The 21543-nt window shown below is 65.6% G+C and carries 27 protein-coding genes; 14 read left to right on the top strand and 13 right to left on the bottom strand.

Going from position 1 to position 21543, the window contains the following annotated elements; all coding sequences use genetic code 11:
- Positions 1-115 precede the first annotated feature (115 nt).
- From P6U31_RS06315 to ychF, 4 genes are all read left to right on the top strand, one after another.
- Positions 116-367 (top strand): accessory factor UbiK family protein, encoded by a 252-nt coding sequence (locus P6U31_RS06315; protein WP_027575783.1) that lies wholly within the window; start codon positions 116-118, stop codon positions 365-367.
- 338 nt (positions 368-705) lie between these two features.
- The gene (locus P6U31_RS06320; protein WP_028134400.1) at positions 706-1422 is read left to right on the top strand and encodes a 50S ribosomal protein L25/general stress protein Ctc; all 717 of its coding nucleotides are present in this window, start codon (positions 706-708) and stop codon (positions 1420-1422) included.
- Positions 1423-1480: 58 nt separating this feature from the next.
- Positions 1481-2092: an aminoacyl-tRNA hydrolase gene (pth, locus tag P6U31_RS06325; RefSeq protein ID WP_407187376.1), complete on the top strand. Its 612-nt coding sequence runs from the start codon at positions 1481-1483 to the stop codon at positions 2090-2092.
- Positions 2093-2227: 135 nt separating this feature from the next.
- Positions 2228-3325, top strand: a complete 1098-nt coding sequence (gene ychF, locus P6U31_RS06330; RefSeq protein WP_407187377.1) for a redox-regulated ATPase YchF — start codon at positions 2228-2230, stop codon at positions 3323-3325.
- A 137-nt stretch (positions 3326-3462) separates the two neighbouring features.
- Here the strand turns inward: ychF and P6U31_RS06335 are convergent, their stop codons facing one another.
- Positions 3463-3759, bottom strand: coding sequence for a DUF4282 domain-containing protein (locus P6U31_RS06335; protein WP_128923616.1), 297 nt, complete (start codon positions 3757-3759; stop codon positions 3463-3465).
- A gap of 204 nt (positions 3760-3963) precedes the next feature.
- Here P6U31_RS06335 and P6U31_RS06340 point away from each other — a divergent pair, with 204 nt between their 5' ends.
- The 3 genes from P6U31_RS06340 to P6U31_RS06350 all read left to right on the top strand — a co-directional run bounded on the left by P6U31_RS06340 (position 3964) and on the right by P6U31_RS06350 (position 5240).
- The gene (locus P6U31_RS06340) at positions 3964-4416 is read left to right on the top strand and encodes a MaoC family dehydratase (protein WP_407187378.1); all 453 of its coding nucleotides are present in this window, start codon (positions 3964-3966) and stop codon (positions 4414-4416) included.
- Complete coding sequence (locus P6U31_RS06345; RefSeq protein WP_407187379.1) at positions 4416-4895, top strand: MaoC family dehydratase; 480 nt, start codon at positions 4416-4418, stop codon at positions 4893-4895. The genes P6U31_RS06340 and P6U31_RS06345 overlap by 1 nt, the downstream gene beginning before the upstream one ends.
- Positions 4896-5093: 198 nt before the next feature.
- The gene (locus P6U31_RS06350) at positions 5094-5240 is read left to right on the top strand and encodes a hypothetical protein (RefSeq protein ID WP_174719013.1); all 147 of its coding nucleotides are present in this window, start codon (positions 5094-5096) and stop codon (positions 5238-5240) included.
- A gap of 39 nt (positions 5241-5279) precedes the next feature.
- On the opposite strand, the gene P6U31_RS06355 is transcribed toward P6U31_RS06350, so the two are convergent.
- The 5 genes from P6U31_RS06355 to P6U31_RS06375 all read right to left on the bottom strand — a co-directional run bounded on the left by P6U31_RS06355 (position 5280) and on the right by P6U31_RS06375 (position 8746).
- Complete coding sequence (locus P6U31_RS06355) at positions 5280-5417, bottom strand: hypothetical protein (protein WP_018648329.1); 138 nt, start codon at positions 5415-5417, stop codon at positions 5280-5282.
- A 211-nt stretch (positions 5418-5628) separates the two neighbouring features.
- Positions 5629-6051, bottom strand: a complete 423-nt coding sequence (locus P6U31_RS06360; protein ID WP_407187380.1) for a hypothetical protein — start codon at positions 6049-6051, stop codon at positions 5629-5631.
- A gap of 326 nt (positions 6052-6377) precedes the next feature.
- Positions 6378-7289, bottom strand: coding sequence for a hypothetical protein (locus P6U31_RS06365; protein WP_407189777.1), 912 nt, complete (start codon positions 7287-7289; stop codon positions 6378-6380).
- Between the two features lie 371 nt (positions 7290-7660).
- Positions 7661-8101: a nuclear transport factor 2 family protein gene (locus P6U31_RS06370; RefSeq protein ID WP_407187381.1), complete on the bottom strand. Its 441-nt coding sequence runs from the start codon at positions 8099-8101 to the stop codon at positions 7661-7663.
- A 198-nt stretch (positions 8102-8299) separates the two neighbouring features.
- Positions 8300-8746 (bottom strand): nuclear transport factor 2 family protein, encoded by a 447-nt coding sequence (locus P6U31_RS06375; RefSeq protein ID WP_407187382.1) that lies wholly within the window; start codon positions 8744-8746, stop codon positions 8300-8302.
- Between the two features lie 280 nt (positions 8747-9026).
- Here P6U31_RS06375 and P6U31_RS06380 point away from each other — a divergent pair, with 280 nt between their 5' ends.
- On the top strand, positions 9027-9266 hold the full coding sequence (locus tag P6U31_RS06380) for a hypothetical protein (RefSeq protein WP_407187383.1): 240 nt from the start codon (positions 9027-9029) through the stop codon (positions 9264-9266).
- A 185-nt stretch (positions 9267-9451) separates the two neighbouring features.
- Here the strand turns inward: P6U31_RS06380 and uvrB are convergent, their stop codons facing one another.
- The 4 genes from uvrB to P6U31_RS06400 form a co-directional block, all read right to left on the bottom strand.
- Positions 9452-12427, bottom strand: coding sequence for an excinuclease ABC subunit UvrB (uvrB, locus tag P6U31_RS06385; protein ID WP_407187384.1), 2976 nt, complete (start codon positions 12425-12427; stop codon positions 9452-9454).
- A 93-nt stretch (positions 12428-12520) separates the two neighbouring features.
- On the bottom strand, positions 12521-12751 hold the full coding sequence (locus tag P6U31_RS06390; RefSeq protein WP_407187385.1) for a hypothetical protein: 231 nt from the start codon (positions 12749-12751) through the stop codon (positions 12521-12523).
- Between the two features lie 57 nt (positions 12752-12808).
- Positions 12809-13033, bottom strand: coding sequence for a hypothetical protein (locus P6U31_RS06395; protein ID WP_407187386.1), 225 nt, complete (start codon positions 13031-13033; stop codon positions 12809-12811).
- 174 nt (positions 13034-13207) lie between these two features.
- Complete coding sequence (locus P6U31_RS06400; RefSeq protein WP_407187387.1) at positions 13208-14122, bottom strand: LysR substrate-binding domain-containing protein; 915 nt, start codon at positions 14120-14122, stop codon at positions 13208-13210.
- Positions 14123-14324: 202 nt separating this feature from the next.
- Between P6U31_RS06400 and P6U31_RS06405 the strand changes: the two genes are divergently transcribed.
- The 3 genes from P6U31_RS06405 (at position 14325) to P6U31_RS06415 (ending at position 16291) form a co-directional block, all read left to right on the top strand.
- Positions 14325-15104 carry a TSUP family transporter gene (locus tag P6U31_RS06405; RefSeq protein ID WP_407187388.1) on the top strand — a complete coding sequence of 260 codons (780 nt, stop codon included), beginning with the start codon at positions 14325-14327 and terminating at the stop codon, positions 15102-15104.
- Positions 15101-15331, top strand: coding sequence for a hypothetical protein (locus tag P6U31_RS06410; protein ID WP_407187389.1), 231 nt, complete (start codon positions 15101-15103; stop codon positions 15329-15331). The genes P6U31_RS06405 and P6U31_RS06410 overlap by 4 nt, the downstream gene beginning before the upstream one ends.
- A gap of 261 nt (positions 15332-15592) precedes the next feature.
- Positions 15593-16291, top strand: a complete 699-nt coding sequence (locus P6U31_RS06415; RefSeq protein WP_407187390.1) for a glutathione S-transferase family protein — start codon at positions 15593-15595, stop codon at positions 16289-16291.
- 15 nt (positions 16292-16306) lie between these two features.
- Here the strand turns inward: P6U31_RS06415 and P6U31_RS06420 are convergent, their stop codons facing one another.
- Positions 16307-16519, bottom strand: coding sequence for a hypothetical protein (locus P6U31_RS06420; RefSeq protein WP_407187391.1), 213 nt, complete (start codon positions 16517-16519; stop codon positions 16307-16309).
- A gap of 114 nt (positions 16520-16633) precedes the next feature.
- Here P6U31_RS06420 and P6U31_RS06425 point away from each other — a divergent pair, with 114 nt between their 5' ends.
- The 3 genes from P6U31_RS06425 to P6U31_RS06435 all read left to right on the top strand — a co-directional run bounded on the left by P6U31_RS06425 (position 16634) and on the right by P6U31_RS06435 (position 19810).
- Positions 16634-18181 carry a DUF1800 domain-containing protein gene (locus P6U31_RS06425; protein WP_407187392.1) on the top strand — a complete coding sequence of 516 codons (1548 nt, stop codon included), beginning with the start codon at positions 16634-16636 and terminating at the stop codon, positions 18179-18181.
- A gap of 2 nt (positions 18182-18183) precedes the next feature.
- Positions 18184-19398: a DUF1501 domain-containing protein gene (locus tag P6U31_RS06430; protein WP_407187393.1), complete on the top strand. Its 1215-nt coding sequence runs from the start codon at positions 18184-18186 to the stop codon at positions 19396-19398.
- Between the two features lie 88 nt (positions 19399-19486).
- Entirely contained in the window at positions 19487-19810 is a 324-nt protein-coding gene (locus tag P6U31_RS06435) for an antibiotic biosynthesis monooxygenase family protein (protein ID WP_407187394.1), read from the top strand.
- Positions 19811-20083: 273 nt separating this feature from the next.
- Here P6U31_RS06435 and P6U31_RS06440 read toward each other — a convergent pair whose 3' ends face one another.
- Together P6U31_RS06440 and P6U31_RS06445 are read right to left on the bottom strand one after the other, a co-directional pair.
- Complete coding sequence (locus P6U31_RS06440) at positions 20084-20539, bottom strand: GNAT family N-acetyltransferase (RefSeq protein WP_407187395.1); 456 nt, start codon at positions 20537-20539, stop codon at positions 20084-20086.
- Between the two features lie 71 nt (positions 20540-20610).
- Positions 20611-21420, bottom strand: coding sequence for a PAS-domain containing protein (locus P6U31_RS06445; protein WP_407187396.1), 810 nt, complete (start codon positions 21418-21420; stop codon positions 20611-20613).
- Positions 21421-21543: the final 123 nt, after the last annotated feature.

Consider the following 21543-nt stretch of genomic DNA (forward strand, 5'->3'; position numbering starts at 1 on the left):
TACGATTGCAAGGAAACCGGTTGATGACAAGGATACCGGCGGTCGGCTCTTGAACCGTTCGATCCGGATTGCCATTGTCTTTTCGAGAGTTCGCGCAAAGTTATCGGAGGCCGAAATGACCCAGACCAGCAACCGGTTTTTCGACGAGATCGGCCGCCTGATGAATGACGCCGCGGGGGCCGCCCAGGGCGTCAAGCGCGAGTTCGACACGGTGATGCGCAGCCAGGCGGAAAAATTCCTGCGCGACATGGATCTGGTCAAACGCGAGGAGTTCGAGGCGGTCAAGGACATGGCGCGCCTCGCCCGCGAGGAGAACGAGGCGCTGAAAGCGCGGATCGCGGCGCTGGAGGCCAAGCTCGGCGGGTAGGGCTCTTACCCTCCCCTGGAGGGGGAGGGTCGATCGCGCCTAGCGCGAGCGGGGTGGGGTGACAGTCTCTCCGTATCGAATAGTGCCCGTGGGGAGAGATCACCCCACCCCGTCTCACATTTCGCTACGCTCAATGTGAGCCGACCCTCCCCCTCCAGGGGAGGGTAAGGGTCCGGGTAGGAATCCGGGCTGGCCGCCCATTCTCCTTGTCATTTCCGCATCTTCCGGCTAAAAGCCGGCCACGTTCGTGGCCCCCGCACCCCTGGAGGCTTGCTGCGAGCTATGCCATGGGCCGCGCTGCGGCCCATTAACTTTTGCAAAAACAAGGACTTAACGACATGGCGACGACCGTCAAGGAATTGAAGGCGACCGCACGTCCGAAGAGCGGCAAGGGGGCCGCCCGGGCTGAGCGTCGCGCCGGGAGAGTGCCCGGAGTGATCTATGGCAACAACCAGCCCCCGGTGACGATCTCGATCGAAGATCGTGAACTGCGCCAGCGCATCCTCGCCGGCCGGTTCCTGACCACGCTGGTCGACATCGATCTCGAGGGCAAGAAGCACCGCGTGATTCCGCGCGACTATCACCTCGATCCGGTCAAGGACTTCCCGATCCATGTCGACTTCATGCGGCTCGGCGAAGGCGCCACCATCCGCATCAGCGTGCCCCTGCATGTGGTGAAGGCGGAAACGTCCCCGGGCGTGAAGCGCGGCGGCACGGTCAACATCGTCGCCCACGCGATCGAGCTCGAATGCGGTGTCGAGAGCATTCCGCAGTACATCGAGGCCGATGTCGGCGCGCTGGAAATCGGTCACTCGCTGCATCTGTCCGACGTCAAGCTGCCGGCCGGCGTGAAGGCGCTGACCCGCGAGGACGCGACCCTCGTCACCATCGTGCCGCCGTCCGGCTACGCCGAAGAGCAGAAGGCCGCGGCTGCGGCTGCCGCTCCTGGCGCGGCTGCCGCTGCTCCGGCGGCTGGCGCTGCGGCTCCGGCTGCGGGCGCTGCTGCACCTGCCGCTGCTGCCAAGGCTCCCGCCGGCGGCGACAAGAAGAAGTAATCTCTCAAAGCTGGCGCGCGGTCCCTGATCGCGCGCCGAGCGAGGGGCGCGCCGCGTCATGCGACTCTTTGTTGGGCTCGGCAATCCCGGCGCGAAATACGCACGTAACCGGCACAATATCGGCTTCATGGCCGTCGACGAGATCGCGCGGCGTCATGGTTTCGCACCATGGCGCCGTCGCTTTCAGGGCGAGACCTCGGAAGGCACGCTTGGATCAGAGCGCGTGATCCTGCTCAAGCCCACGACCTACATGAACGATTCCGGCCGCAGCGTTCAAGACGCGGCGAACTTCTTCAAGATCGCACCTGGCGACACCACGGTGTTCCACGACGAGCTCGAGCTGCCGCCGGGCAAGGTTCGGGTGAAGATCGGCGGCGGCATCGCCGGCCATAACGGCCTGCGCTCGATCTCGGCGCATATCGGCAACGACTATCGCCGCGTGCGGCTCGGCATCGGTCATCCCGGTGTCAAGGAACTGGTGCACGGCCACGTGCTGTCGGACTTCGCCAAGGCCGACAATGACTGGGTGGCGACGCTCTGCGACGCGGTCGCCGAGCACGCCGCATTGATCGCCAAGGGCTCGGATGCGACCTTCGCCAACAGGGTCCATCTCGCCATGCAGGCGAAGGGATTTTTGACCAAGGACGAGAACGGAGAGAAATCGAACTGATCTCTCTCCGTCATGGCCGGCTTGACCCGGCCATCCACGTCTTCTTTCTCCGAAGGACGTGGATGCCCGGCATAAGGCCGGGCATGACGACTTCAACGAACGCACGCGCCCGTGGCGCGAAGACTGGAAGAGACCATGGGATTCAAATGCGGGATCGTCGGATTGCCCAATGTCGGCAAGTCGACCTTGTTCAATGCGCTGACCGAGACGGCCGCGGCGCAGGCCGCCAACTATCCGTTCTGCACCATCGAGCCGAATGTCGGCGAGGTCGCCGTGCCCGATCCCAGGCTCGACAAGCTTGCCGCGATCGCCAAGTCCGGTCAGATCATCCCGACCCGGCTGACCTTCGTCGACATCGCAGGCCTCGTCCGCGGCGCCTCCAAGGGTGAAGGCCTCGGCAACCAGTTCCTCGCCAATATCCGCGAGGTCGACGCGATCGCGCATGTCGTGCGCTGCTTTGAAGACTCCGACATCACCCATGTCGAGGGCAAGATCGCCCCGCTCGCCGACATCGAGACCATCGAGACCGAGCTGATGCTCGCCGATCTCGACAGCCTCGAAAAGCGCGTCGACAACCTCACCAAGAAGGCCAAGGGCAACGACAAGGACGCCAAGGAACAGCTCGACCTCGTCAACCGCACCCTGGTGCTGCTGCGCGAGGGCAAGCCCGCGCGCCTCGTCGAGCGCAAGGCGGAAGAAGAGCGCGCGTTCTCGATGCTCGGCCTCCTGTCGTCCAAGCCCGTGCTCTATGTCTGTAACGTCGAGGAAAGCTCGGCCGCGACCGGCAACGCCTTCTCCAAGGCGGTTGAGGAGCAGGCGGCGAAGGAAGGTGCGGTCGCCGTCGTCATCTCGGCCAAGATCGAGTCGGAGATCGCGACATTGTCACGTGAGGAGCGCGCCGACTTCCTGGAGACGCTCGGTCTCGAAGAGGCCGGCCTCGATCGCCTGATCCGCGCCGGCTACACGCTGCTCGACCTCATCACCTATTTCACGGTAGGGCCGAAGGAAGCTCGCGCCTGGACCATCCACCGCGGCACCAAGGCGCCGGCGGCGGCCGGTGTGATTCACACCGACTTCGAGAAAGGCTTCATCCGCGCCGAGACCATCGCGTATGAGGACTACGTCGCGCTGGGCGGCGAGGCCGGCGCCCGCGATGCCGGCAAGCTCCGCCTCGAAGGCAAGGAATACGTCGTCGCCGACGGCGACGTGATGCATTTCCGGTTCAATACGTAAGCCGGAACTGTCATTCCGGGGCGCGCCTCTTGGCGCGAACCCGGAATCCATTCATCCAATTGTTCTGAGGCTCGATGGATGCTCAGGTGCGCAATTGCGCACCATGGTTCGCGCTACGCGCGCCGCGGAATGACGGGCTATCGCATCCCTGATCCCTGGTCCCTGATCGCGCCGAGATGCTCGTTGATGCGGAAGACGATCAGGATCAGCTCCGCCAGGATGCGCGAGAACACGACGCCGACGACGACGCTCGCGATCGACGACAGCAGCATCAGGAAGCCGCCGAACGGGCTGATCGCCATCGCGGCGAGCCCTGAGAAGATGCCGGAGAGGCCGAACAGGCAGATCAGCGCGATCACCAGCCAATAGAAGGTCTTGATGATCGTCGGCGTGATGAAGCGGTCCCATTGAAACAGGTCGCTGAATGAAAACATTGCTCTCCCCAAGGCAAATTCCAAGGTAGATTCCAAGGCAAATCGGGACGTCAAGTCGGACCGCGGCACAGGATCCCGGCCCGCGGCTGATCCGACTCAGACCAAAGCCGCCGCGTGATATGTAGCACGAGCCATGCGGGCCGGCGGGTTGAGATTGCCGCAAAGTGCGGCCACAATCTGTCATTCCCGCAAAGCTTTCCCAAGATGACCCTGACCTTCGAAGATTTCCCGCTCGGCCGGTTCGGCACGTTCGGCCCGCGCCACGTCACCCGTGACGAGATTGTGGCCTTTGCCGCCGAGTTCGATCCGCAGCCCATGCATCTGGACGAGGAGGCCGCAGCCAAGAGCATGCTGCGCGGCCTGTCCGGCTCCGGCTGGCACCTCTGCTCGCTGATGATGCGGATGATGGCCGATGGCTTCATCATCCGCGCCGCATCCCTGGGCTCTCCGGGTGTCGACGAGGTGCGTTGGCTCTCGCCGCTGCGGCCCGGCGACGACCTCATGCTCGATGTCGACGTGCTGGAGGCGCGAGTCTCGAAGAGCCGGCCCGAGCTCGGCATCGTCAAGTTCAAATGCACCGCGCGCAATGCGGCGGGGCAAGCGCTCGCCGAAATGACCTCGCCGATCCTGATCAAGCGGCGCGAGGGGGCGGCCTGATGCGGTTCTTCGAAGACATCGAGATCGGCCAGCGCCGCGAGATCGGCAGCTACACGTTCACGGCGGAGGCCATCAAGACATTCGCCGCCAAGTTCGATCCGCAGCGCTTTCATCTCGACGAGGAAGAGGGCAAGAACTCGCTGTTCGGCGGGCTCGCCGCCTCGGGCTGGCATGTCGGCTCTGCCTGCATGAGCCTGCTCGTCGCCGACGGCCAGCGTCTGGCGCGCGAGGCGGCCTCGCGCGGCGAGGAGGTCGCGGTGTGGGGCCCGTCCCCGGGCTTTCGCGACCTGCGCTGGATCAGGCCGGTGCTTGCCGGTGACACCATCGCTTACGTCAATGTCGTCATCGACAAGCGCACCTCCGCCTCGCGTCCCGGCTGGGGCATCCTGACCGCCCGCACCACCGGCACCAACCAGCGCGGCGAGGAGGTCTATTCCATCACCGCTTCCGCCTTCGTGCCGCTGCGCAAGAGCGGCTAGATCCGTTCCAAGATGAACGGACAAATGAGCGCGCGAGTGTTGCCCGCGCGCTATGGACGCGTTTCAGGGCGGCTGCCATAAGCCTGCGCAACATGGTGACCGCAAAGCAGTTTGGCGGAACCAGTGAGTTGCTAACTAATTATGAACCTGTCGCTGTCTATTTGAAACGAATTGGGCGGACGACAGGGGACGAGGACCATGGCAGATCGCGGCGCACTCAAGTTTGTTGGATTTATCTTCGCAACCGCGACGCTGGCCGTGATGCTGGTCGCCGGCATGGTGGTGAAGGGCTATGCCGATGGCGCCTACACCCTGGAAGCCTCGGCTGCCGACGCGAGCCGGTAAGGGTTCGTTAACGCTTTGCGGCCGGCATCCGGCCGCGCCTCAGCGGCTATAGACGAACGCCAGGACGGCGATCGCAACCGCCAGCAGCCCGACAAAGCGCAGCATGATCGTGCCGAATTGGTTCGGCGCGGGCCGCAACGGAATCGGGTCCGTGGTATCGGGCCGAATGCTTTCCATCTGAAATGTCCCCAAGCCCGGCCGTAAGGCTGCAGGCGCTTGGCATTGGTCGCCGGGAAACGGCTGCCGGTTCAAAAATGCATGCTCGTGTCCCGGACGCGCCGTAGCGTGCAATGCTGCTGCGCTGAGCAGAGGCTCGAGACGTGCAAGAATCAAAACCGCCGCGCTTCCCTTCGGGAACGCGGCGGCCGATGATGCGGCGTGGCAGGGATCAGCTGTTGCGCAGGCCGTCGGCGGCGCGTTTCCACTGCGCCACGTTGTCGGCGATCATGCGGGTCGACTTCATCGCGGCCTGGCTGAGCTGCGCATAGCCGGAGATCTCGCGCTGGACGCGCTGGCCTTCGGCATGGAGCAGGTCGCGCAGGCTCTCGAGCTCCGAGATCAGGTTCTCGATCTCGGCGAGCGAGGTGCCGGCCACGCGCTGGATCAGCGAGTTGACGTTGTTGACGGTGGCTTCCGCGCTCGGATCGAGCGGGGGAGCATCGGTCGTGCTCGATGCCGGACGGCGCAGATAGGCGATATCGTTGCGGACGAAGTCACGGATGCCGGCTTCCACTTCGGTCACGGCGGCGAGGTTGGTATCGACCGTCTCGGTCTCGGTGGTTTCGATCTTTTCCGGACGCATGGCGTTCATCGTTGTTCCCCTGTTCGCGTTGAGCGCAGCGCGAGTGTCCCCCGCACGACGACGTCTGTGAGGCTTCCCTATCAGGGCGTCCGATTTTGACCGCAAATGGGCCGAGATGCGGCAAGGGCGGACCATTCGGGGGTATTGCCGTGGCGTATGGTTAGGGAAGTGTGAATGGCCCAACGCGCATCGGAACCCATCCCCTCATGGTGAGGAGCGCGCCCTTCGCGCGCGTCTCGAACCATGCAGGCCACTAGGGCAGCGCGGGCCTCGATCCTTCGAGACGCGCTCCTTCGGAGCGCCCTCAGGATGAGGAGAAAGAGTGGAGGCTCGGTCTACCAGCTCTTTTTGAATCCCGCCGACAGGCTCTTGTTGACCACGCCTTGCGAGGTCTCGCCGACCGAGCCGGAGACCGTGACGTTGTCGAACAGCTTTTGCTCGGCGCCGACCTTGCGCAGCCATTTGTCGTCGGTGGTCGACAGCGTCTGCCCGGCGACGATGCTGGTACCGGTGTCGGTGAGGGTGACCTTGGCGGACTGGTCGGTCTCGTAATTGCGCGTGACGTGGCCGCCGATGCCGGGCACGGCCGTGGTGCCCTGCTGATTGACGCTGTAGCCGTTCTGCAGCGTCAGCGAGGTGTCGCTCGACAGCGGCACGGACTTGCTCAGCGAGGCCCCGATCTTGCTGTGCTCGGCGCCGGGATCAACGCGGGCTTCCACCGCGGTCTTGTCCCAGATCGACCCCGCGCCGGGCGCGGTTGCGGTCGCCCAGGCGCTGCCCGAGGATTGCGGCAGGTTGCCGCCGTTGGTGGCCTTCTGCGCCAAGAGCTCGGACATCGTCCGCGGCTCGCTCGCCACCGTCATGTCGGCGCCGATCCGGGTATCCCAGAACGAGAACACCGACTGCTTCACCGTCACCGCCGAGGAGCCGTTGGTATTGGCGTTCGACGACCAGTCCAGCCCGTCCTTGGCGGCGGCCTGGGCGCGCTTCTTGGCAGCCATGGGATCAATGCCGGTCCCGGCGTCGACCGCGAGTTGGCTCCAGTCGAGCTTGTCGACGTCGATGCCTTTGAGCACGTCGGCGTCGTTGACGTCGGGAGCCTCTGCCGTCTCGGTTTCGGCCTTGTCGTCAGGCGCCGCCGCTGCCGGCGGGATGATCTGTGCCGACACGGTCAGCACCGAGCCCAAAATGAATGCGGCCGCCAGCACTGGCAGCCGGATCCAGCCAAAACCTGTCGAGAATTCCATCGTCCTGCCCGCGAGCCCCAGCGCATGCTGCCCGATCATATAGATCGGCCGTAGGCCATGCGCCATTCCGGCGCTGAAAGTGCCGATGCATCGTTGCGGAATTGTGGCGGTTCGCAAGAGGACGCGAACCAACGGGCCGCGCGAAAGGCGCGCGCCCGATGACGAGCTCGTGACGCGACGGCATCCGGCGGGGCTGGAGGCCAGGACGTCGCAGGCGGCATTGTCATCGGTCCCGGACAGCGGGGCCCGTTGGCGTCCCCCCTAAAGCGCAATGATTTTCATCGCGCTTCAGGTTGATGTTTGCGCATGATCTTTTCGGAAAACCGCTTCGCACTTTGCGCAAACGCGGCCCTTCGGCTCCGGATCATGCGTTAGCCGACGCGGGTCATCTTCGGCAGATGAATGGCGCGGCCGAGTGCCTGCTCGACCAGATCGAACGTGTCGACCAGGACGCGCATGCTGACGAGCTTGCCCGCCCTGAACTGGGCGAACTGCGCGACCCGCAAGCTGATCGGCTTGTTGGAATCCAGTGCGGTCAGCGAATAGCGCAGCATCGAGGCCGCGGAATCGACGCCCAGCATGATGCTCTCGCGGTCGAAGCGGCGGACCTGGAAGTTGTCGGCGAGCTGGCGGATGACGTCGAGCACGGCGTGCTTGCCCTGGCGCGCGCCGAGGAACGGAAACATGTCGATAGGGCCGTAGAGCGCCCACTCGACGTCTTCGTCGATCAGGGCCTCGACATCCTCGAAATGCCGGTCGTTGATCGCGCGGTGCAACGCGCGCGAGAAACGCCAGAGGCTGTGCTCTGTCATTTTGGGCAGTCCTGAAGCTGGCTTCACGGAGAAACGGAAAACAACCCCATGCGCAGTCAAGCGCCGGGGCCCAATTCATTTGTATGCGAACAAATTAGCAGGTTTCGGCCAAAACGCAATTCACGTTTTCGCAATGCACAATTGATCGTTCTTTGTGAGATTTGCAATAGGGCCCCGTATTTGTCCGGGTCTCCCCGCTCAGTCCAACCGCGCGCCCGTGATCAACGGCCCGATCTCGCGCTCCAGCACCTGCTGCACCAGATCGTAGGAATCGATGATCTCGCGGATCTCGGCCACCAGCCCGCCGCGGAAGGTGTAGAACACGGCCATGTCGAACTGCACGATGCGGTCGTTGCTGCGCTTCTTGAAATAGGTGTGCATGTAGGTCGCGACCGCCTCGCCTTCGGCGACGATGTGCGGCGCCTTGTAGCGGATCTCCGAATAGCGCGACCACACCGTCTCCCAGAGCTCGCGCAGCTCCTGCTTGCCGTGGCGCGGCACCATATGCGGCAGCACGTCGATCGGCGCATGGGTGAGGAAGTCGATATCCTCGGTGCAGCACGCCAGCGCGGCTTCGAGATCGCCACGCGTGAAGGCGTCGAGCAGATGCAGCACGCGTTGCCTGTTCAGCGATTCAACCGTCATGCTGCTCCCGCCACCATCGGCCGTGGATTGCAAACGCTACCGTGCGCCTCGCGGCTCCACCAATCCGCCAAAAACAAAGAGGTGCTTGCCAACTAAGTCGCGCGAGCGCCATGCCGCGTTCATGGGGTGCAAGTTCCGGTTGTGTGCTGTCTGCATGCGGTGTTTTGCACCTTGTGATGACGCCGCACGCCTATTCGCGCGACGCGTCTTGCTCAGGTGCTGGAACCCGAACCCAGCCGTGCTCGTTGAAAGCCCAATATTGTATCCGGAGCATCGATCCATGAAATCTCTCGTCGCCATCGCCACCGTGCTGCTCATGTGCAGCGCGACCACCGCGGCCAACGCCAAGGGCTGCATCAAGGGCGCCGTCGTCGGCGGCGTCGCCGGCCACTATGCCGGTCATCACGGCGTGCTGGGCGCCGCAGCCGGCTGCCTCTACGGCCGCCACCACGCCAAGGAGCAGGAGAAGCAGCGGCAGCAGCAACAGCAAAGCCAGATCAACGGGCAGGGGAAGCTGTAGCCTTCGTCATTCCGGGCTGCGACGAAGCCGCGAGCCCGGAAATCCATTCGGCCCCCGCGTTGCGCTCGAGAGGGGCGTGATTCATCTCACATCACCGCTCCGCGAAGCGCGAAGGCGGAGCTACGATGCGCAACTGCGCATCTGAGAACCAATAGCCCAGACAAGCGCGGCCGAACCTTCGCCGCCTACCTCTTCTTCCACCCCCCGCGTCGGCCCGGCGCGCCGCCGGTCGACTTCGGCGCCGGCCCGAACTCCGGACCCGACTGCCTTGAATCCGTCGGTTGGATGATGCGGCTGGTGCTGCCGAACGGCTTGGACGGCAGCGCGCGGTTCTCGCGGAAGGGCAGGGATTCCGGGCCATGCATCTCGTCGAGATGCGGCTTGTGCACCTTCGAGCCGCTGCCACCGCCGCTGGCTTTCAGCGCGGAGCCCACGGTTTTCTTCTTCATGGCGCTGACGGGGAGGTTGGCGGCATCGCCGTATTTCTTCGCCCCCGCATAGGCGCCGGCCTTGCCCGCGACGGCGCGCTGCTTGGCGGTGGGGTCGTCGACCACTGCGAGCTCGGTGGCGCGCAGGCGCTTGACCTCGTCGCGCAGGCGCGCGGCTTCCTCGAAGTTCAGATCGGCAGCGGCCTCGCGCATCCGCGTTTCCAAATCGGCGAGCACGGCTTCGAAATTGTGGCCGATCGAGATCACGTCGTCCGTCATGTCGTGGCCGCCGACCTCGACCAGCACGTGGTCGCGCTCGTAGACGGAGTTGAGGATGTCGCCGATCTGCTTCTTCACGCTCTCCGGCGTGATGCCGTTGGCGGTGTTGTACTCGACCTGCTTCTCGCGGCGGCGGTTGGTCTCGGCGATGGCGCGCTCCATCGAGCCCGTCATCTGGTCGGCGTAGAGGATCACCTTGCCGTCGACATTGCGCGCGGCGCGGCCAATGGTCTGGATCAGCGAGGTCTCGCTGCGCAGGAACCCTTCCTTGTCGGCATCGAGAATTGCGACCAGCGCGCATTCGGGAATGTCGAGGCCCTCGCGCAGCAGGTTGATGCCGACCAGCGCGTCGAACGCACCCAAGCGAAGATCCCTGATGATCTCGATGCGCTCGATGGTGTCGATATCCGAGTGCATGTAGCGGACGCGAATGCCCTGCTCGTGCAGATATTCGGTGAGGTCCTCGGCCATCCGCTTGGTCAGCACGGTGATCAACGAGCGATAGCCGGCCTGCGCGGTGGCGCGGACCTCGCCGACGAGATCGTCGACCTGCGTGCGGGCCGGGCGGATGTCGACGGGCGGATCGATCAGCCCGGTGGGGCGAATGACCTGCTCGACGAACACGCCGCCGCTCTCGTTCAGCTCCCAGCCGCCCGGCGTCGCCGACACCGCGATGGTCTGCGGCCGCATCATGTCCCATTCTTCGAAGCGGAGTGGACGGTTGTCCATGCAGGAGGGCAGACGGAAGCCGTATTCGGCCAGCGTCGCCTTGCGGCGGAAGTCGCCGCGGAACATGGCGCCGATCTGCGGGATGGTGACGTGGCTTTCGTCGGCGAAGATCAGCGCGTTGTCGGGCACGTATTCGAACAGCGTCGGCGGCGGCTCGCCGGGGCGGCGGCCGGTGAGATAGCGCGAATAGTTCTCGATGCCGGCGCAGCTTCCCGTCGCCTCCATCATCTCGAGGTCGAAAGTGGTGCGCTGCTCCAGCCGCTGCGCCTCCAAAAGGCGGCCCTGGTTGTTGAGCTGGTCGAGCCGCTGCTTCAACTCCGACTTGATCGACTTGATCGCCTGCACCAGTGTCGGGCGCGGCGTCACATAGTGCGAGTTGGCGTACATCTTGATGAATTCGAGCTCGTCCTGCTTGTGGCCGGTGAGCGGGTCGAACTCCTCGATGGTCTCGATGGTGTCGCCGAACAGGTTCACGCGCCAGGCGCGGTCTTCATAGTGCGCCGGGAAGATGTCGATGACGTCGCCGCGCACGCGAAACGTGCCGCGGGTGAAATCGGCCTGGGTGCGCTTGTATTGCAGCGCGACGAGATCGGCGATCAGCTGGCGCTGGTCGATGCGCTCGCCCTTCTTCAGCGCGAAGGTCATCGCGGTGTAGGTCTCGACCGAGCCGATACCGTAGATGCAGGACACCGAGGCGACGATGATGACGTCGTCGCGCTCGAGCAGCGCACGCGTCGCCGAGTGGCGCATGCGGTCGATCTGCTCGTTGATCGAGGAATCCTTCTCGATATAGGTGTCGGTGCGCGGGACGTAGGCTTCCGGCTGGTAGTAGTCGTAATAGCTGACGAAATATTCGACCGCGTTGTCAGGGAAGAAGTTCTTGAACTCGCCATAGAGCTGGGCGGCCAGCGTCTTGTTCGGCGCCAGGATCAGGGCAGGGCGCTGCGTCGCCTCGATCACCTTGGCCATGGTATAGGTCTTGCCGGAGCCGGTGACCCCTAGCAGCACCTGAGAGCGATCGTTGCGGTTGATGCCCTCGACGAGCTCGGCGATCGCGGTCGGCTGGTCGCCCTTGGGTTCGTAGGACGACTTGATCTCGAAGCGCACGCCGCCTTCGGACTTCTCCGGGCGCGGCGGCCGGTGCGGCGTCCACACCTTCATCGAGCCGTCGTTCTTGCGAAACTCCGGCCGGCCCTCCCGGATCAGCGATTCCAGCGCGTCCGCGGTGGCCTTGACGCCGAGTGCCTCCATCTTGCTGCGTGGCGGACGCGCCAGCGCCTCCGCATCGTCCTCCTCGGTGGGCAAGCCGAGCTGCCGCGCCAGTTCCGGATCGAGCGTCGGGATGGTGGCCGCGGTTCCGTAATTGGCCTGCGGCGCCTCCTCCAGTCCAGCAAGCTCACTGGACTGACGGGCGCCCGGCGGCTGCGGATTTGGGCGTAGCGGCATCGGCCGCGCCACATCCTGCGGGAATTCCTTCGGCGTCGAAGCCCGCGCGCGATGCGCGGCGGCCTCGCCCCCGGCGCGGCGGTCGCGCGAATTGTCCGGCGGCGGCTGCAGGCCGGTGCCCGATCCTAGCCCGGCGTCGCCGCGATTGATCGCGGGATTGAGCAACTCGGCCAGCGCCGGCCCGATCGGCTGCACGTCAGGGCGGTGCGCCTTCGAGTTCGGGGCCTTGGTTTTGGGAGTTTTGCCGGGTTTTTCGGAGGATGCAGGTTTCTTCGCCATGGGGCGAATATGGGACGAGTCCGCCCCGCAATAAAGGGCGAATGCCCCGCGCCATGCAGCCTGCTGACAGCAGGTTGGCAGCAGCCTTTGGCCTCACGCCGCCGGCAGTGGACCCTCGCCGTCCTCGCTCGCCTGATAGGGCTGCAGGATGTCGAGATGGATGCCGCCGCAATCAGTGCAGCGCATGGTCCAGTACTCGCATCCGGCGCGGCCGCCGATCACGCGGAGCACCGTGAGATCGGTGTCGCAGTCGGGGCAGGTTGCCAACACCTTGCGGGCGTAGATCCTCGGCCGCGACGTGTCTTCGAAGTCGATCACTGACATGACCGGTTGCCCCCTCTTAACCTGCGCTGTCCCTGGTTCCCTTGTCGCCCTGTCAGCTCATTCGTCGTTGCTGTCGGCCCGGCGGCGGAAGCGGTCGATGTGGTGCTTGGCATCGGCGATCGCGGCGTTCTGATCGGGCCAAGCGAAACCGACTTCCATGGCCGGAAACAGCACGCCGTCGATGGCGACGGGGCTGAGGTCGGCGCGGCGGATGCGGGCGTGCCAAAGGCCTTTGCCGGCCTCGAAAGATTCGATGTCAAAGCCGTCGTAGAGGGTCGTCATGAGTGTAGGTCCCACTTTTCTTGTCGGAGAGTCAGGGAATCACGATTGGGGCTTTCAGGATGTGAAGCCGTTCACACGGCGGCTGCTTTTTTGCCTGACACATGACAGGCATCCGGTTCCGCACCGTCCCGCGCTCCCGCCCCGAAGAGGTTTCCGGGTGTGGGTGGCTGGCGCTCAGTTCCGCGCGCCGGCGCGGCCGATCCGACGCGGGCGGGCGGCGGGCTCGGCTGCGGCGCGCATGATCCAGCGGCGGAACGCGGCAAAGTCGCGCTGCTCGGTCTGGAAGCTGCGATAAAGCAGGTACCAGCGCATGCCCTTGGGCACCGACAGGTCGAACGGCGCGACCAGCCGGCCGGCGGCGAGGTCGTCGTCGATATAGGGGCGAATGCCCATGGCGATGCCGAGCCCGTCGGCGGCGGCCTGCAGCGCCTGGCCGTAGAACTGGAACTCCGGCCCGCGCGCATTGATCCGCGCCACGCCCGCGGCCTTCAGCCAGATCGGCCAGTCCTCGGGTGAGTGCGCGACACGGATCAGGCTCGGTCCCTTCAGATCGGCCGGACGTTTCAGGCCGGTCGCAATGCGGGGCACGCAGACCGGGGTAAGGTCGCCGGCGAACAGTGGCTCGGCGACGAGGCCGGGCCAGTCGCCGGTGCCGAGCTTGATGCCACAGCTCCAGTCCTCGCCGAACGGCACCGCCGCGCCGCCGGTGGTGAAGCGCACTTCGATGTCGGGCTCCTCACTGCGAAACTCCGACAGGCGCGGGATCAGCCAGCGCATCGCAAAGGTATGGCCGACGCCGATGGTGAGCACGCGGACGCTGGCCGGCGCCGTCACCTGCGCGGTGAGGCTGGCCAGCGCATCGAAGATCGGCGTCAGCCCGCCTTGATAGGCGCGGCCGGCCTGCGTCAGCACCAGGCGGTTGGCCTTGCGCTCGAACAGCGCAACACCGAGCCGCTCCTCGAGCAGATGCACCATGCGGCTGACGGCGGCCGCCGACACGCTCAGCTCGAGCCCGGCCGCAGCAAAGCTGCCGGTCCGCGCCGCCGCCTCGAATGCCTTGATGCCGTTGAGAAACAGCAGCCGCCGCAAATGCAACACCCTTTTGCACTACCCTCAGGAAAGCTGAGGCCAGGCCAAGATAACTCAGTTTGCGGAGAACGGGCAAGCGAGGCAGAAATATCAGCGTAATTCATGCTGATTTGTCGACGCGAAGGCAGTGCTCCCAGGAAGCGCGGCGAGGGAGTGATTCAGCCTTCGTCCCTTACGTTAGCCACCGCAGGAGCCCACCCACTTGACGCCCATTATGATCGCTGCCCTCGGATTGCTGATGGTCGCCACCGCGTTCCTGTCGGGGCTGTTCGGCATGGCGGGCGGGCTGATCCTGATCGGCGTGCTGCTGGCCCTGATGCCGCTGCCGACCGCGATGGTGCTGCATGCGATCACGCAGATGGCTTCGAACGGCTGGCGCGCGTTGCTGTGGCGGGCGCATATCCGCTGGCGGCCGGTCGCAAACTACATGGTCGGCGCCGCCGTCGCGCTCGCGGCCTGGTCTCTCACCCGCTACGTTCCGGACAAGCCGATGGCGTTGCTGCTGCTCGGCATCACCCCGTTCATGGCGCGGCTCCTGCCGGCCAGCATCAAGCCGGATCCCGACCGCCTCTGGCAGGGCACGGTCTACGGCACGATCTGCATGGGGCTGATGCTGATGACCGGCGTCTCCGGTCCGCTGCTCGACACCTTCTTCCTCGGTGGCGATTTCGGACGGCGCGAGAAGGTGGCGACCAAGGCGATGTGCCAGCTCGTCAGCCATTTCACCAAGCTGATTTATTTCGGCGGCATCATCGACCAGGCCGCGAGCCTCGATCCCGTGCTCGCCGGCGTCGCGGTTGCAGCCTCGATGCTCGGCACCACGCTGGCGCGGCGCATCCTCGAAGCCATGACGGACCAGCAGTTCATCGCCTGGTCGAACAAGCTGATCACCACCATTGCCTGCTACTACATCGTCCATGGCGGCTGGCTGTTGCTTCGTGCGCCGGTTCTGGCCGCCTTCGACAAGGGAGGGTTGCAATGAGCGAGACCGCCGATCCGCTGGTGCTGGACTTCGTCGAATGGGTCGCGCGCGAGCCACGCGCCTATGCCGAGGTGATCGCGACCTGGAAGACCTCGTGCCCGCGTCTCACCATCTGGGAGGACGCCGCGGACCGCGGCTACGTCGCACGCGAAACCATCGCGGGTCTCGGACTGGTGATCGCGGTGACGGAAGGCGGCCAGAGGCTGTTGCGCGCGAACGGGCGGTAGTTCTTCGCCTCTCCCGCGTCCTCGCGGTCATCATCCGCGAAGGCGGATGATCCAGTAATCACCAGCGACGGCGTGTTACACGACTGCCGCTGGATGCCCCGCCTTCGCGGGGCATGACGACGGATGTTGGTGTGCGCACCTCGCTCCACATCGTCATTGCGAGCGCAAGCGAAGCAATCCAGAATGTCTCCGCGGAAGCAGTCTGGATTGCTTCGTCGCAAGGGCTCCTCGCAATGACGGAGCATGAGGAGGCCGCCAACCATGTCACTCAAGCTCTACGAACTCGTCGGCACCGATCCCGCGCGCCCCTTCAGCCCGTATTGCTGGCGCACGCGGATGGCGCTGGCGCACAAGCGCCTTGCGGCGGAATCGCTGCCCTGGCGCTTCACCGAGAAGAGCGCGATCGCGCCGCACGGCTCGGAGAAGGTGCCGGTGCTGCTGCACCATGACAAGCCCGTGGTGGATTCCTGGACCATCGCGACCTATCTCGAGGACAGTTTTCCGGACCGTCCGTCGCTGTTCGGCGGCGAGGGCGGCCGCGCCATGGCGCGCATGATCAATGCCTTCGGCGACATCGCCATCGTCGGCGGCATCTTTCCGCTCATTGTTGCCGATATCCCGAACAATCTCGCCGAAATCGACGCTGCCTATTTCCGCAAGTCGCGTGAGGCGCGCTTCGGCGGCAAGACTCTGGAAGAGGTCATGGCAAGCCGCGACACCGGCGTGATCGCCTTTCGCAAGTCGCTGGAAATCATGCGGCAGACCCTGAAGAAGCAGCCTTATCTCGGCGGCGAGGCGCCGAACTACGCCGACTATATCGTGTTCGGCGGTTTCCAATGGGCGCGCGTGGTCAGCCCGTTCAAGCTGCTGGAGGCGGACGATCCGGTCTACGCCTGGCGGGAGAAGCTGCTCGATGCGTTCGATGCCATGGCGCGGAAGTCGCCGGGGTATGAGGTGTAAACTTCGTCGCCCGGATTACGCTCGCGCTCCATCGGGGTTACGGGCTGCCGCCGCCTTGCGCAAACACGCCCGGCACAGGCAGTCCTCGCCCGCGACGGGCATCGGCAGCTTCGCGGCTTCCTCGGCGCACCAGCAATCGCCTGAGAGCGCGCAACCAAACTCGGTGCCGCAGCGAGCGCAGGCGAGGCGGCGCGGTTCCGGCGATGAGGATTCTTTCCGATTTGTCATGATTTGCGCCGAAGCTTCGCCGTGATTTTCATGTCGGGTTCATCGGTCATTGCACTATATTAGGCAACGCGCGCGGATACGGAAAGCGGCTCCCGGCACGCGAAGGACAAATCGATGGCCCGCGATTCGCAAGCTGCGCTCGTCGCGCTCAACCGTTTTGGCTTCGGCGCCCGTGGCGGCGCCTCGGGCGATCTCATCAACGCAAGCTCCGATCCGCGCGGTTTCGTCAAGGCGGAGCTCACCCGTCCGAGCGGCGTGTTGCTCGAGGCACCCGGCCTGCAGTCGACGCAGCAACTCGGCCAGGCCGTGTTCGCCTACCAGGATCAGGTCAAGCAGGCGCGCGAAGCGGCGAAGACCGCCGCGCCCGCGGAGACGCCGGCGTCGAGCGAGCAGAAGCCCGCCCTCCGCCGCAATCTCTCGCTGAACGCGGCCGCGACGGAGATCGCCGGCCAGATGACCGAAGCGAAACCGGCCGACACTGCATCGAAGCCTGAGACCATGCAGCCGGGCGCTGCCGCGCCGGCCGCAAAGCCGGCGGCGCAGCCGCTCAACGTGATTCAAAAGACCTTCCGCGCCGAAGCGCTGGCGCGCCTTCAGCGCGCGACGCTGGTCACCTGCGGCTTCACCGAGCGGCTTGTCGTGTTCTGGTCCAATCATTTCTGCATCTCCGCGAGCAAGGGTGAACTCGCGCGGATCTGGGCCGGCGCGTTCGAGCGCGAGGCGATCCGGCCGCACGTGCTCGGCCGCTTCGCCGACATGCTGAAGGCGGTCGAGCAGCATCCGGCGATGCTGTTCTTCCTCGACAACCAGCAATCGCTCGGCCCGGACTCGCGCGCTGGCCAGAACCGCAAGCGCGGCCTGAACGAAAATCTCGCGCGCGAAATCATGGAGCTGCATACGCTCGGCGTCGGCGGCGGCTATACGCAGGACGATGTCACCTCGCTCGCGCGCATCATCACCGGCTGGACCTTCGCCGGAAGGCAGGGGCAGCTGGGGGCCCCCGGCTCCTTCGTGTTCAACGCCAACGCGCACCAGCCGGGAGCGCAAATGCTGCTCGGCAAGACCTACGAGCCGGCGGGCCTTGCACAGGGCGAGGCGGCGCTCGCCGACATCGCGCGGCACCCCTCGACCGCCAATTTCATCGCCACCAAATTCGTCCGCCATTTCGTTGCCGACGATCCGCCGCCGGCGCTGGTTGCGCGCCTGCGCGATGTCTTCATCAGGACCGACGGCGATCTCAAGGCGCTGGCGACGACGCTAGTCGATTCCGACGAGGCCTGGCGCGCGCCGCTGACCAAGATGCGCAGCCCTTACGATTTCCTGGTCGCGAGCGGCCGGCTGCTGGCGCGCGTGCCGGAGGATCCCGGCGCGTATCTGAACGGTCTCAATCTGCTGGGACAGCCGCTGTGGTCGCCGGCCGGGCCGAACGGTTTTCCGGATACCAGTGCCGCCTGGGCCGCGCCCGAAGGGATGAAGCTCAGGCTCGATATCGCGGCGCAGCTCGGCGCGCGGCTCGGCAACAACATCGATCCACTTGATCTCTTGGAATTCGCTGCGGCCGATGCGGCCTCGATCGAAACGCGGCGAACCGTCGAGCGCGCGGAATCGCGCCAGCAGGCGCTGACGCTGCTCTTGATGTCGCCGGAAATGCAGAGGAGGTGACGATGGACTGCACCGAGAACCGGCTGCTCACCTCGCGCCGCAATGTCCTGCTCGGCGGCGCCTCGTTCGCGGCCTGGGCCTATTTGCCGAAATTCGCCCGCGCGTCCGATGGCCGCGATCCCAGGCTGATCGTGGTGATCCTGCGCGGCGCGCTCGACGGCCTTTCGACCGTCGCGCCGATCGGCGACCCCGACTATGCCGGCCTGCACGGCTCGATCGCGCTCGCGAGCGATGGCGCGCATCCTGCGATCGCGCTCGATTCCTTCTTCGCGCTGCATCCGGCGATGCCGGAGTTCGCACGCATGTACCGCGATCGCCATGCCGCGGTGATTCATGCGGTGGCGACGCCCTATCGCGACCGCTCGCATTTCGACGGCCAGGACGTGCTGGAGAGCGGCTATGCCGGGCCGGGCCGCGTGCAGTCCGGCTGGCTCAACCGCGCGCTGGAGGCGCTGCCGCGGGGCCAGCGCGTCTCGAGCGGTCTTGCGGTCGGCCCCACCACGCCGCTGGTGCTGCGCGGCAATGCGCCGACCGTCGGCTGGGCGCCGGTGGCGCTGCCGCAGGCCGACGACGACACCGCGATGCGCCTCGTCGATCTCTACCGGCACCGCGATCCGGCGCTGGCGATGGCGCTGTCGCAGGGCCTCCAGCTCGAGAAGGCCGCGAGCGGCGACGATATGAAACGCAAGCCTGGCGATGCGGTGGCGCAGATGCGCCAGGTCGCGCGTGGCGCGGCCAAGTTGATGGCGGCGGATGACGGCCCGCGCATTGCGGCGCTCGCTTTCGACGGCTGGGACACGCATGCCAATGAAGGCGGCCCGGTCGGCCGTCTCGCCTTCCTGCTCGGCGGGCTCGACGGCGCACTCGCCGAATTCGAAAGCGGCTTGGGAGCGCGCTGGCGCGACACCGTCGTCATCGTCGCCACCGAATTCGGCCGCACCGCGCGCATCAACGGCACCGACGGCACCGATCACGGCACGGGAACGATCGCGCTGCTTGCCGGCGGTGCCGTGAAGGGCGGCCGCGTCATTGCTGACTGGCCGGGTCTCAAGCTCGCCAACCTCCACGAAGGGCGCGACCTCAAGCCGACCACGGACCTGCGCGCGGTCATCAAGGGCGTGCTGCACGACCAATTCGGCCTGTCCGATCGCGTGCTGGCGGAGACGGTGTTCCCGGATAGCGCGGGCGCGAGGCCGATGCAGGGATTGGTGGCGTAACAACCGCCTTCGTCATTCCGCGCCCGCTCCTTGCAGCGCGTCCCGGAATGACGACATGATGATCCGAGCATCAGGAGAACCATCCCCCATGTACATCGCCATGAACCGCTTCCGCGTCGCCAAGGGCTCCGAGACCGCCTTCGAGCAGGTCTGGCTCACGCGCGACACCCATCTGGACAAGGTGCCGGGCTTCGTCGAATTCCATCTGCTGCGCGGGCCGGAAGCCGAGGACCACACGCTCTACGCCTCGCACACCGTCTGGGCGAACCATGCGGCATTCGAAGCCTGGACCAAGTCGGAGGCGTTCCGCGCTGCGCATCAGCGCGCCGGCGACAACAAGCCGCTCTATCTCGGCCATCCCCAGTTCGAGGGTTTTGAGGTGATGCAGACCGTGGGACGTGGCGCGAAATAGCACCGCGCTTCAAACGTCAGCCCAGCGTGATCCCGTCGATCCGCCATCTCCTCGGCGCTGAGTGAAAACCCGAAATCTCGCCGCCTCCGGCCTTCGCGTGCCGTGCTGACAAGGCGGGCAAAAAAATGCGGCCCCTGTCAGACGCGGCGACTGACGGGGACCGCTTGGGGCGCTTGATCGGTGACGGGGGCCTGATCAGACGCAGCTGCAGCGTAGCCTCGCTGTGTTACGCGCGGGTGACAGCAGGACTTATCCACAGGATGCGCGCGGGGATCAGAACAGCTTGCGATAGACGATGAAGCCGGACCGCTCCGCGACCTTGTCGTAGAGGCGCTGCGCGGTGAGATTGGTCTCGTGCGTCTGCCAATAGACGCGCGGCGATCCTGCCAGCTTCGCGCGGTCGTAGACGCCGTGGATCAGCGCCGAGCCGACGCCCTTGCCGCGCGCGGCGTCCAGCGTGAACAGGTCCTGCAGGTAGCAGGACGGCTCGATCGCGGTGGTGCTGCGATGAAACAGATAATGCGTCAGCCCAAGCAGTCTGCCCTCGCTCTCGGCCACCAGGGCATGCATCGGCTCATAGGCATCGAAGAACCGCTGCCACGTCATGCGCGTGATCTCTGGCGCGAGCGCAGTCGGGCCGGAGCGGCCGTAGAAGGCGTTGTAGCCGTCCCACAGCGGCAGCCATTGATCGTAATCCTGCCTGGTGACGGAGCGAATGATGAGCGACATGTGGAGTCCCGCGATCGACGAAGCGTCTTTCATACGGGATGATGGGTGCAGCGATCAATCGCGCCGTTGGTTCACTCCGCGACGCGCAGGTAGCGGATCAGCCTGCGGCCCGCAGGATCGCGCAGCGAGCGGTAGTAGTCGGCGCGCGACGGCGCGTCGGTGTGGCGCACGAGATCGGTCACCGGGGTGTAGCTGAGCATTCGTCCGCCGTCGGGCAGCGCCGTGCAGACGAAGCGCAGCACTTCGCCGGTGCGCAAGGCGATGTTGATCGGCGTGGCGTCGCCGGCCCGCACCGTCTCCATGCGCTGCGCGATAAAGGTGCCGAGCTCGTCTTCGGGCAGCTCGAACGCGCCGGTGTCGCGGCCGTGATACATCAGCGCGATGAAGGGCGGCTTGCCGTCGGCGATCTCGTCCGGCAACGCGAAATAATCGCAGAATGCGCGGTTGATGAACTCGGCCCGTGTCTCGGCGTCGAGCAGCACGATGCCGATGTCGACCTGGTCGAGCGCGGCCGACAGCCGCGCGGCGGTGGCGTGGCTGCGGCGCTCGGCCGCAAACGTGCCCAGCAGCCGCTGGCGCATCAGGCCGGTGACGCCGGCGGTACCGGCTGCCGCGATGACAAGGAGGCCGAACTGGAGCAGATCGGCAAAGGAGATGGACATGCCGTGGCGGCTGAGCGAGAGCAGTCCCGTACCGATCACGGCGACGGCCGCGCTGGTCATGGCGGAACCGAGACCCGACCATGCGCCGGCAAGCGCCACGATGCCGATAAGCAGCGGCGCGGGCGAGAGAGCGGGGATAAAGCGATCGAAGAGCATCGTCAGCAGCAGGGTTGCTGCCGTCAGCACCGGACCGGAGATCGCACGCCATCCGAATCGCATGGACCAGTCTCGCCCTCTCGAAGGAGGTAACGTCGCCACATTGGCTGATCGTTGCGCCACCGCGATGCGTTTTCCAGCGGTGTGCTTAAGGCGCGCTTGCGCAGACGCGTAAGGCTTTCGGAT

Source organism: Bradyrhizobium centrosematis, from assembly GCF_045571495.1.
GTDB lineage: Bacteria > Pseudomonadota > Alphaproteobacteria > Rhizobiales > Xanthobacteraceae > Bradyrhizobium > Bradyrhizobium centrosematis.

What these genes read in the sequence shown, in the direction of transcription:
- P6U31_RS06315 (WP_027575783.1), top strand. Translation starts at nt 116, where the DNA reads ATGACCCAGACCAGCAACCGGTTTTTCGACGAGATCGGCCGCCTGATG.
- P6U31_RS06320 (WP_028134400.1), top strand. Translation starts at nt 706, where the DNA reads ATGGCGACGACCGTCAAGGAATTGAAGGCGACCGCACGTCCGAAGAGC.
- pth (WP_407187376.1), top strand. Translation starts at nt 1,481, where the DNA reads ATGCGACTCTTTGTTGGGCTCGGCAATCCCGGCGCGAAATACGCACGT.
- ychF (WP_407187377.1), top strand. Translation starts at nt 2,228, where the DNA reads ATGGGATTCAAATGCGGGATCGTCGGATTGCCCAATGTCGGCAAGTCG.
- P6U31_RS06335 (WP_128923616.1), bottom strand. Translation starts at nt 3,759, where the DNA reads ATGTTTTCATTCAGCGACCTGTTTCAATGGGACCGCTTCATCACGCCG.
- P6U31_RS06340 (WP_407187378.1), top strand. Translation starts at nt 3,964, where the DNA reads ATGACCCTGACCTTCGAAGATTTCCCGCTCGGCCGGTTCGGCACGTTC.
- P6U31_RS06345 (WP_407187379.1), top strand. Translation starts at nt 4,416, where the DNA reads ATGCGGTTCTTCGAAGACATCGAGATCGGCCAGCGCCGCGAGATCGGC.
- P6U31_RS06350 (WP_174719013.1), top strand. Translation starts at nt 5,094, where the DNA reads ATGGCAGATCGCGGCGCACTCAAGTTTGTTGGATTTATCTTCGCAACC.
- P6U31_RS06355 (WP_018648329.1), bottom strand. Translation starts at nt 5,417, where the DNA reads ATGGAAAGCATTCGGCCCGATACCACGGACCCGATTCCGTTGCGGCCC.
- P6U31_RS06360 (WP_407187380.1), bottom strand. Translation starts at nt 6,051, where the DNA reads ATGAACGCCATGCGTCCGGAAAAGATCGAAACCACCGAGACCGAGACG.
- P6U31_RS06365 (WP_407189777.1), bottom strand. Translation starts at nt 7,289, where the DNA reads ATGGAATTCTCGACAGGTTTTGGCTGGATCCGGCTGCCAGTGCTGGCG.
- P6U31_RS06370 (WP_407187381.1), bottom strand. Translation starts at nt 8,101, where the DNA reads ATGACAGAGCACAGCCTCTGGCGTTTCTCGCGCGCGTTGCACCGCGCG.
- P6U31_RS06375 (WP_407187382.1), bottom strand. Translation starts at nt 8,746, where the DNA reads ATGACGGTTGAATCGCTGAACAGGCAACGCGTGCTGCATCTGCTCGAC.
- P6U31_RS06380 (WP_407187383.1), top strand. Translation starts at nt 9,027, where the DNA reads ATGAAATCTCTCGTCGCCATCGCCACCGTGCTGCTCATGTGCAGCGCG.
- uvrB (WP_407187384.1), bottom strand. Translation starts at nt 12,427, where the DNA reads ATGGCGAAGAAACCTGCATCCTCCGAAAAACCCGGCAAAACTCCCAAA.
- P6U31_RS06390 (WP_407187385.1), bottom strand. Translation starts at nt 12,751, where the DNA reads ATGTCAGTGATCGACTTCGAAGACACGTCGCGGCCGAGGATCTACGCC.
- P6U31_RS06395 (WP_407187386.1), bottom strand. Translation starts at nt 13,033, where the DNA reads ATGACGACCCTCTACGACGGCTTTGACATCGAATCTTTCGAGGCCGGC.
- P6U31_RS06410 (WP_407187389.1), top strand. Translation starts at nt 15,101, where the DNA reads ATGAGCGAGACCGCCGATCCGCTGGTGCTGGACTTCGTCGAATGGGTC.
- P6U31_RS06415 (WP_407187390.1), top strand. Translation starts at nt 15,593, where the DNA reads ATGTCACTCAAGCTCTACGAACTCGTCGGCACCGATCCCGCGCGCCCC.
- P6U31_RS06420 (WP_407187391.1), bottom strand. Translation starts at nt 16,519, where the DNA reads ATGACAAATCGGAAAGAATCCTCATCGCCGGAACCGCGCCGCCTCGCC.
- P6U31_RS06425 (WP_407187392.1), top strand. Translation starts at nt 16,634, where the DNA reads ATGGCCCGCGATTCGCAAGCTGCGCTCGTCGCGCTCAACCGTTTTGGC.
- P6U31_RS06430 (WP_407187393.1), top strand. Translation starts at nt 18,184, where the DNA reads ATGGACTGCACCGAGAACCGGCTGCTCACCTCGCGCCGCAATGTCCTG.
- P6U31_RS06435 (WP_407187394.1), top strand. Translation starts at nt 19,487, where the DNA reads ATGTACATCGCCATGAACCGCTTCCGCGTCGCCAAGGGCTCCGAGACC.
- P6U31_RS06440 (WP_407187395.1), bottom strand. Translation starts at nt 20,539, where the DNA reads ATGTCGCTCATCATTCGCTCCGTCACCAGGCAGGATTACGATCAATGG.
- P6U31_RS06445 (WP_407187396.1), bottom strand. Translation starts at nt 21,420, where the DNA reads ATGCGATTCGGATGGCGTGCGATCTCCGGTCCGGTGCTGACGGCAGCA.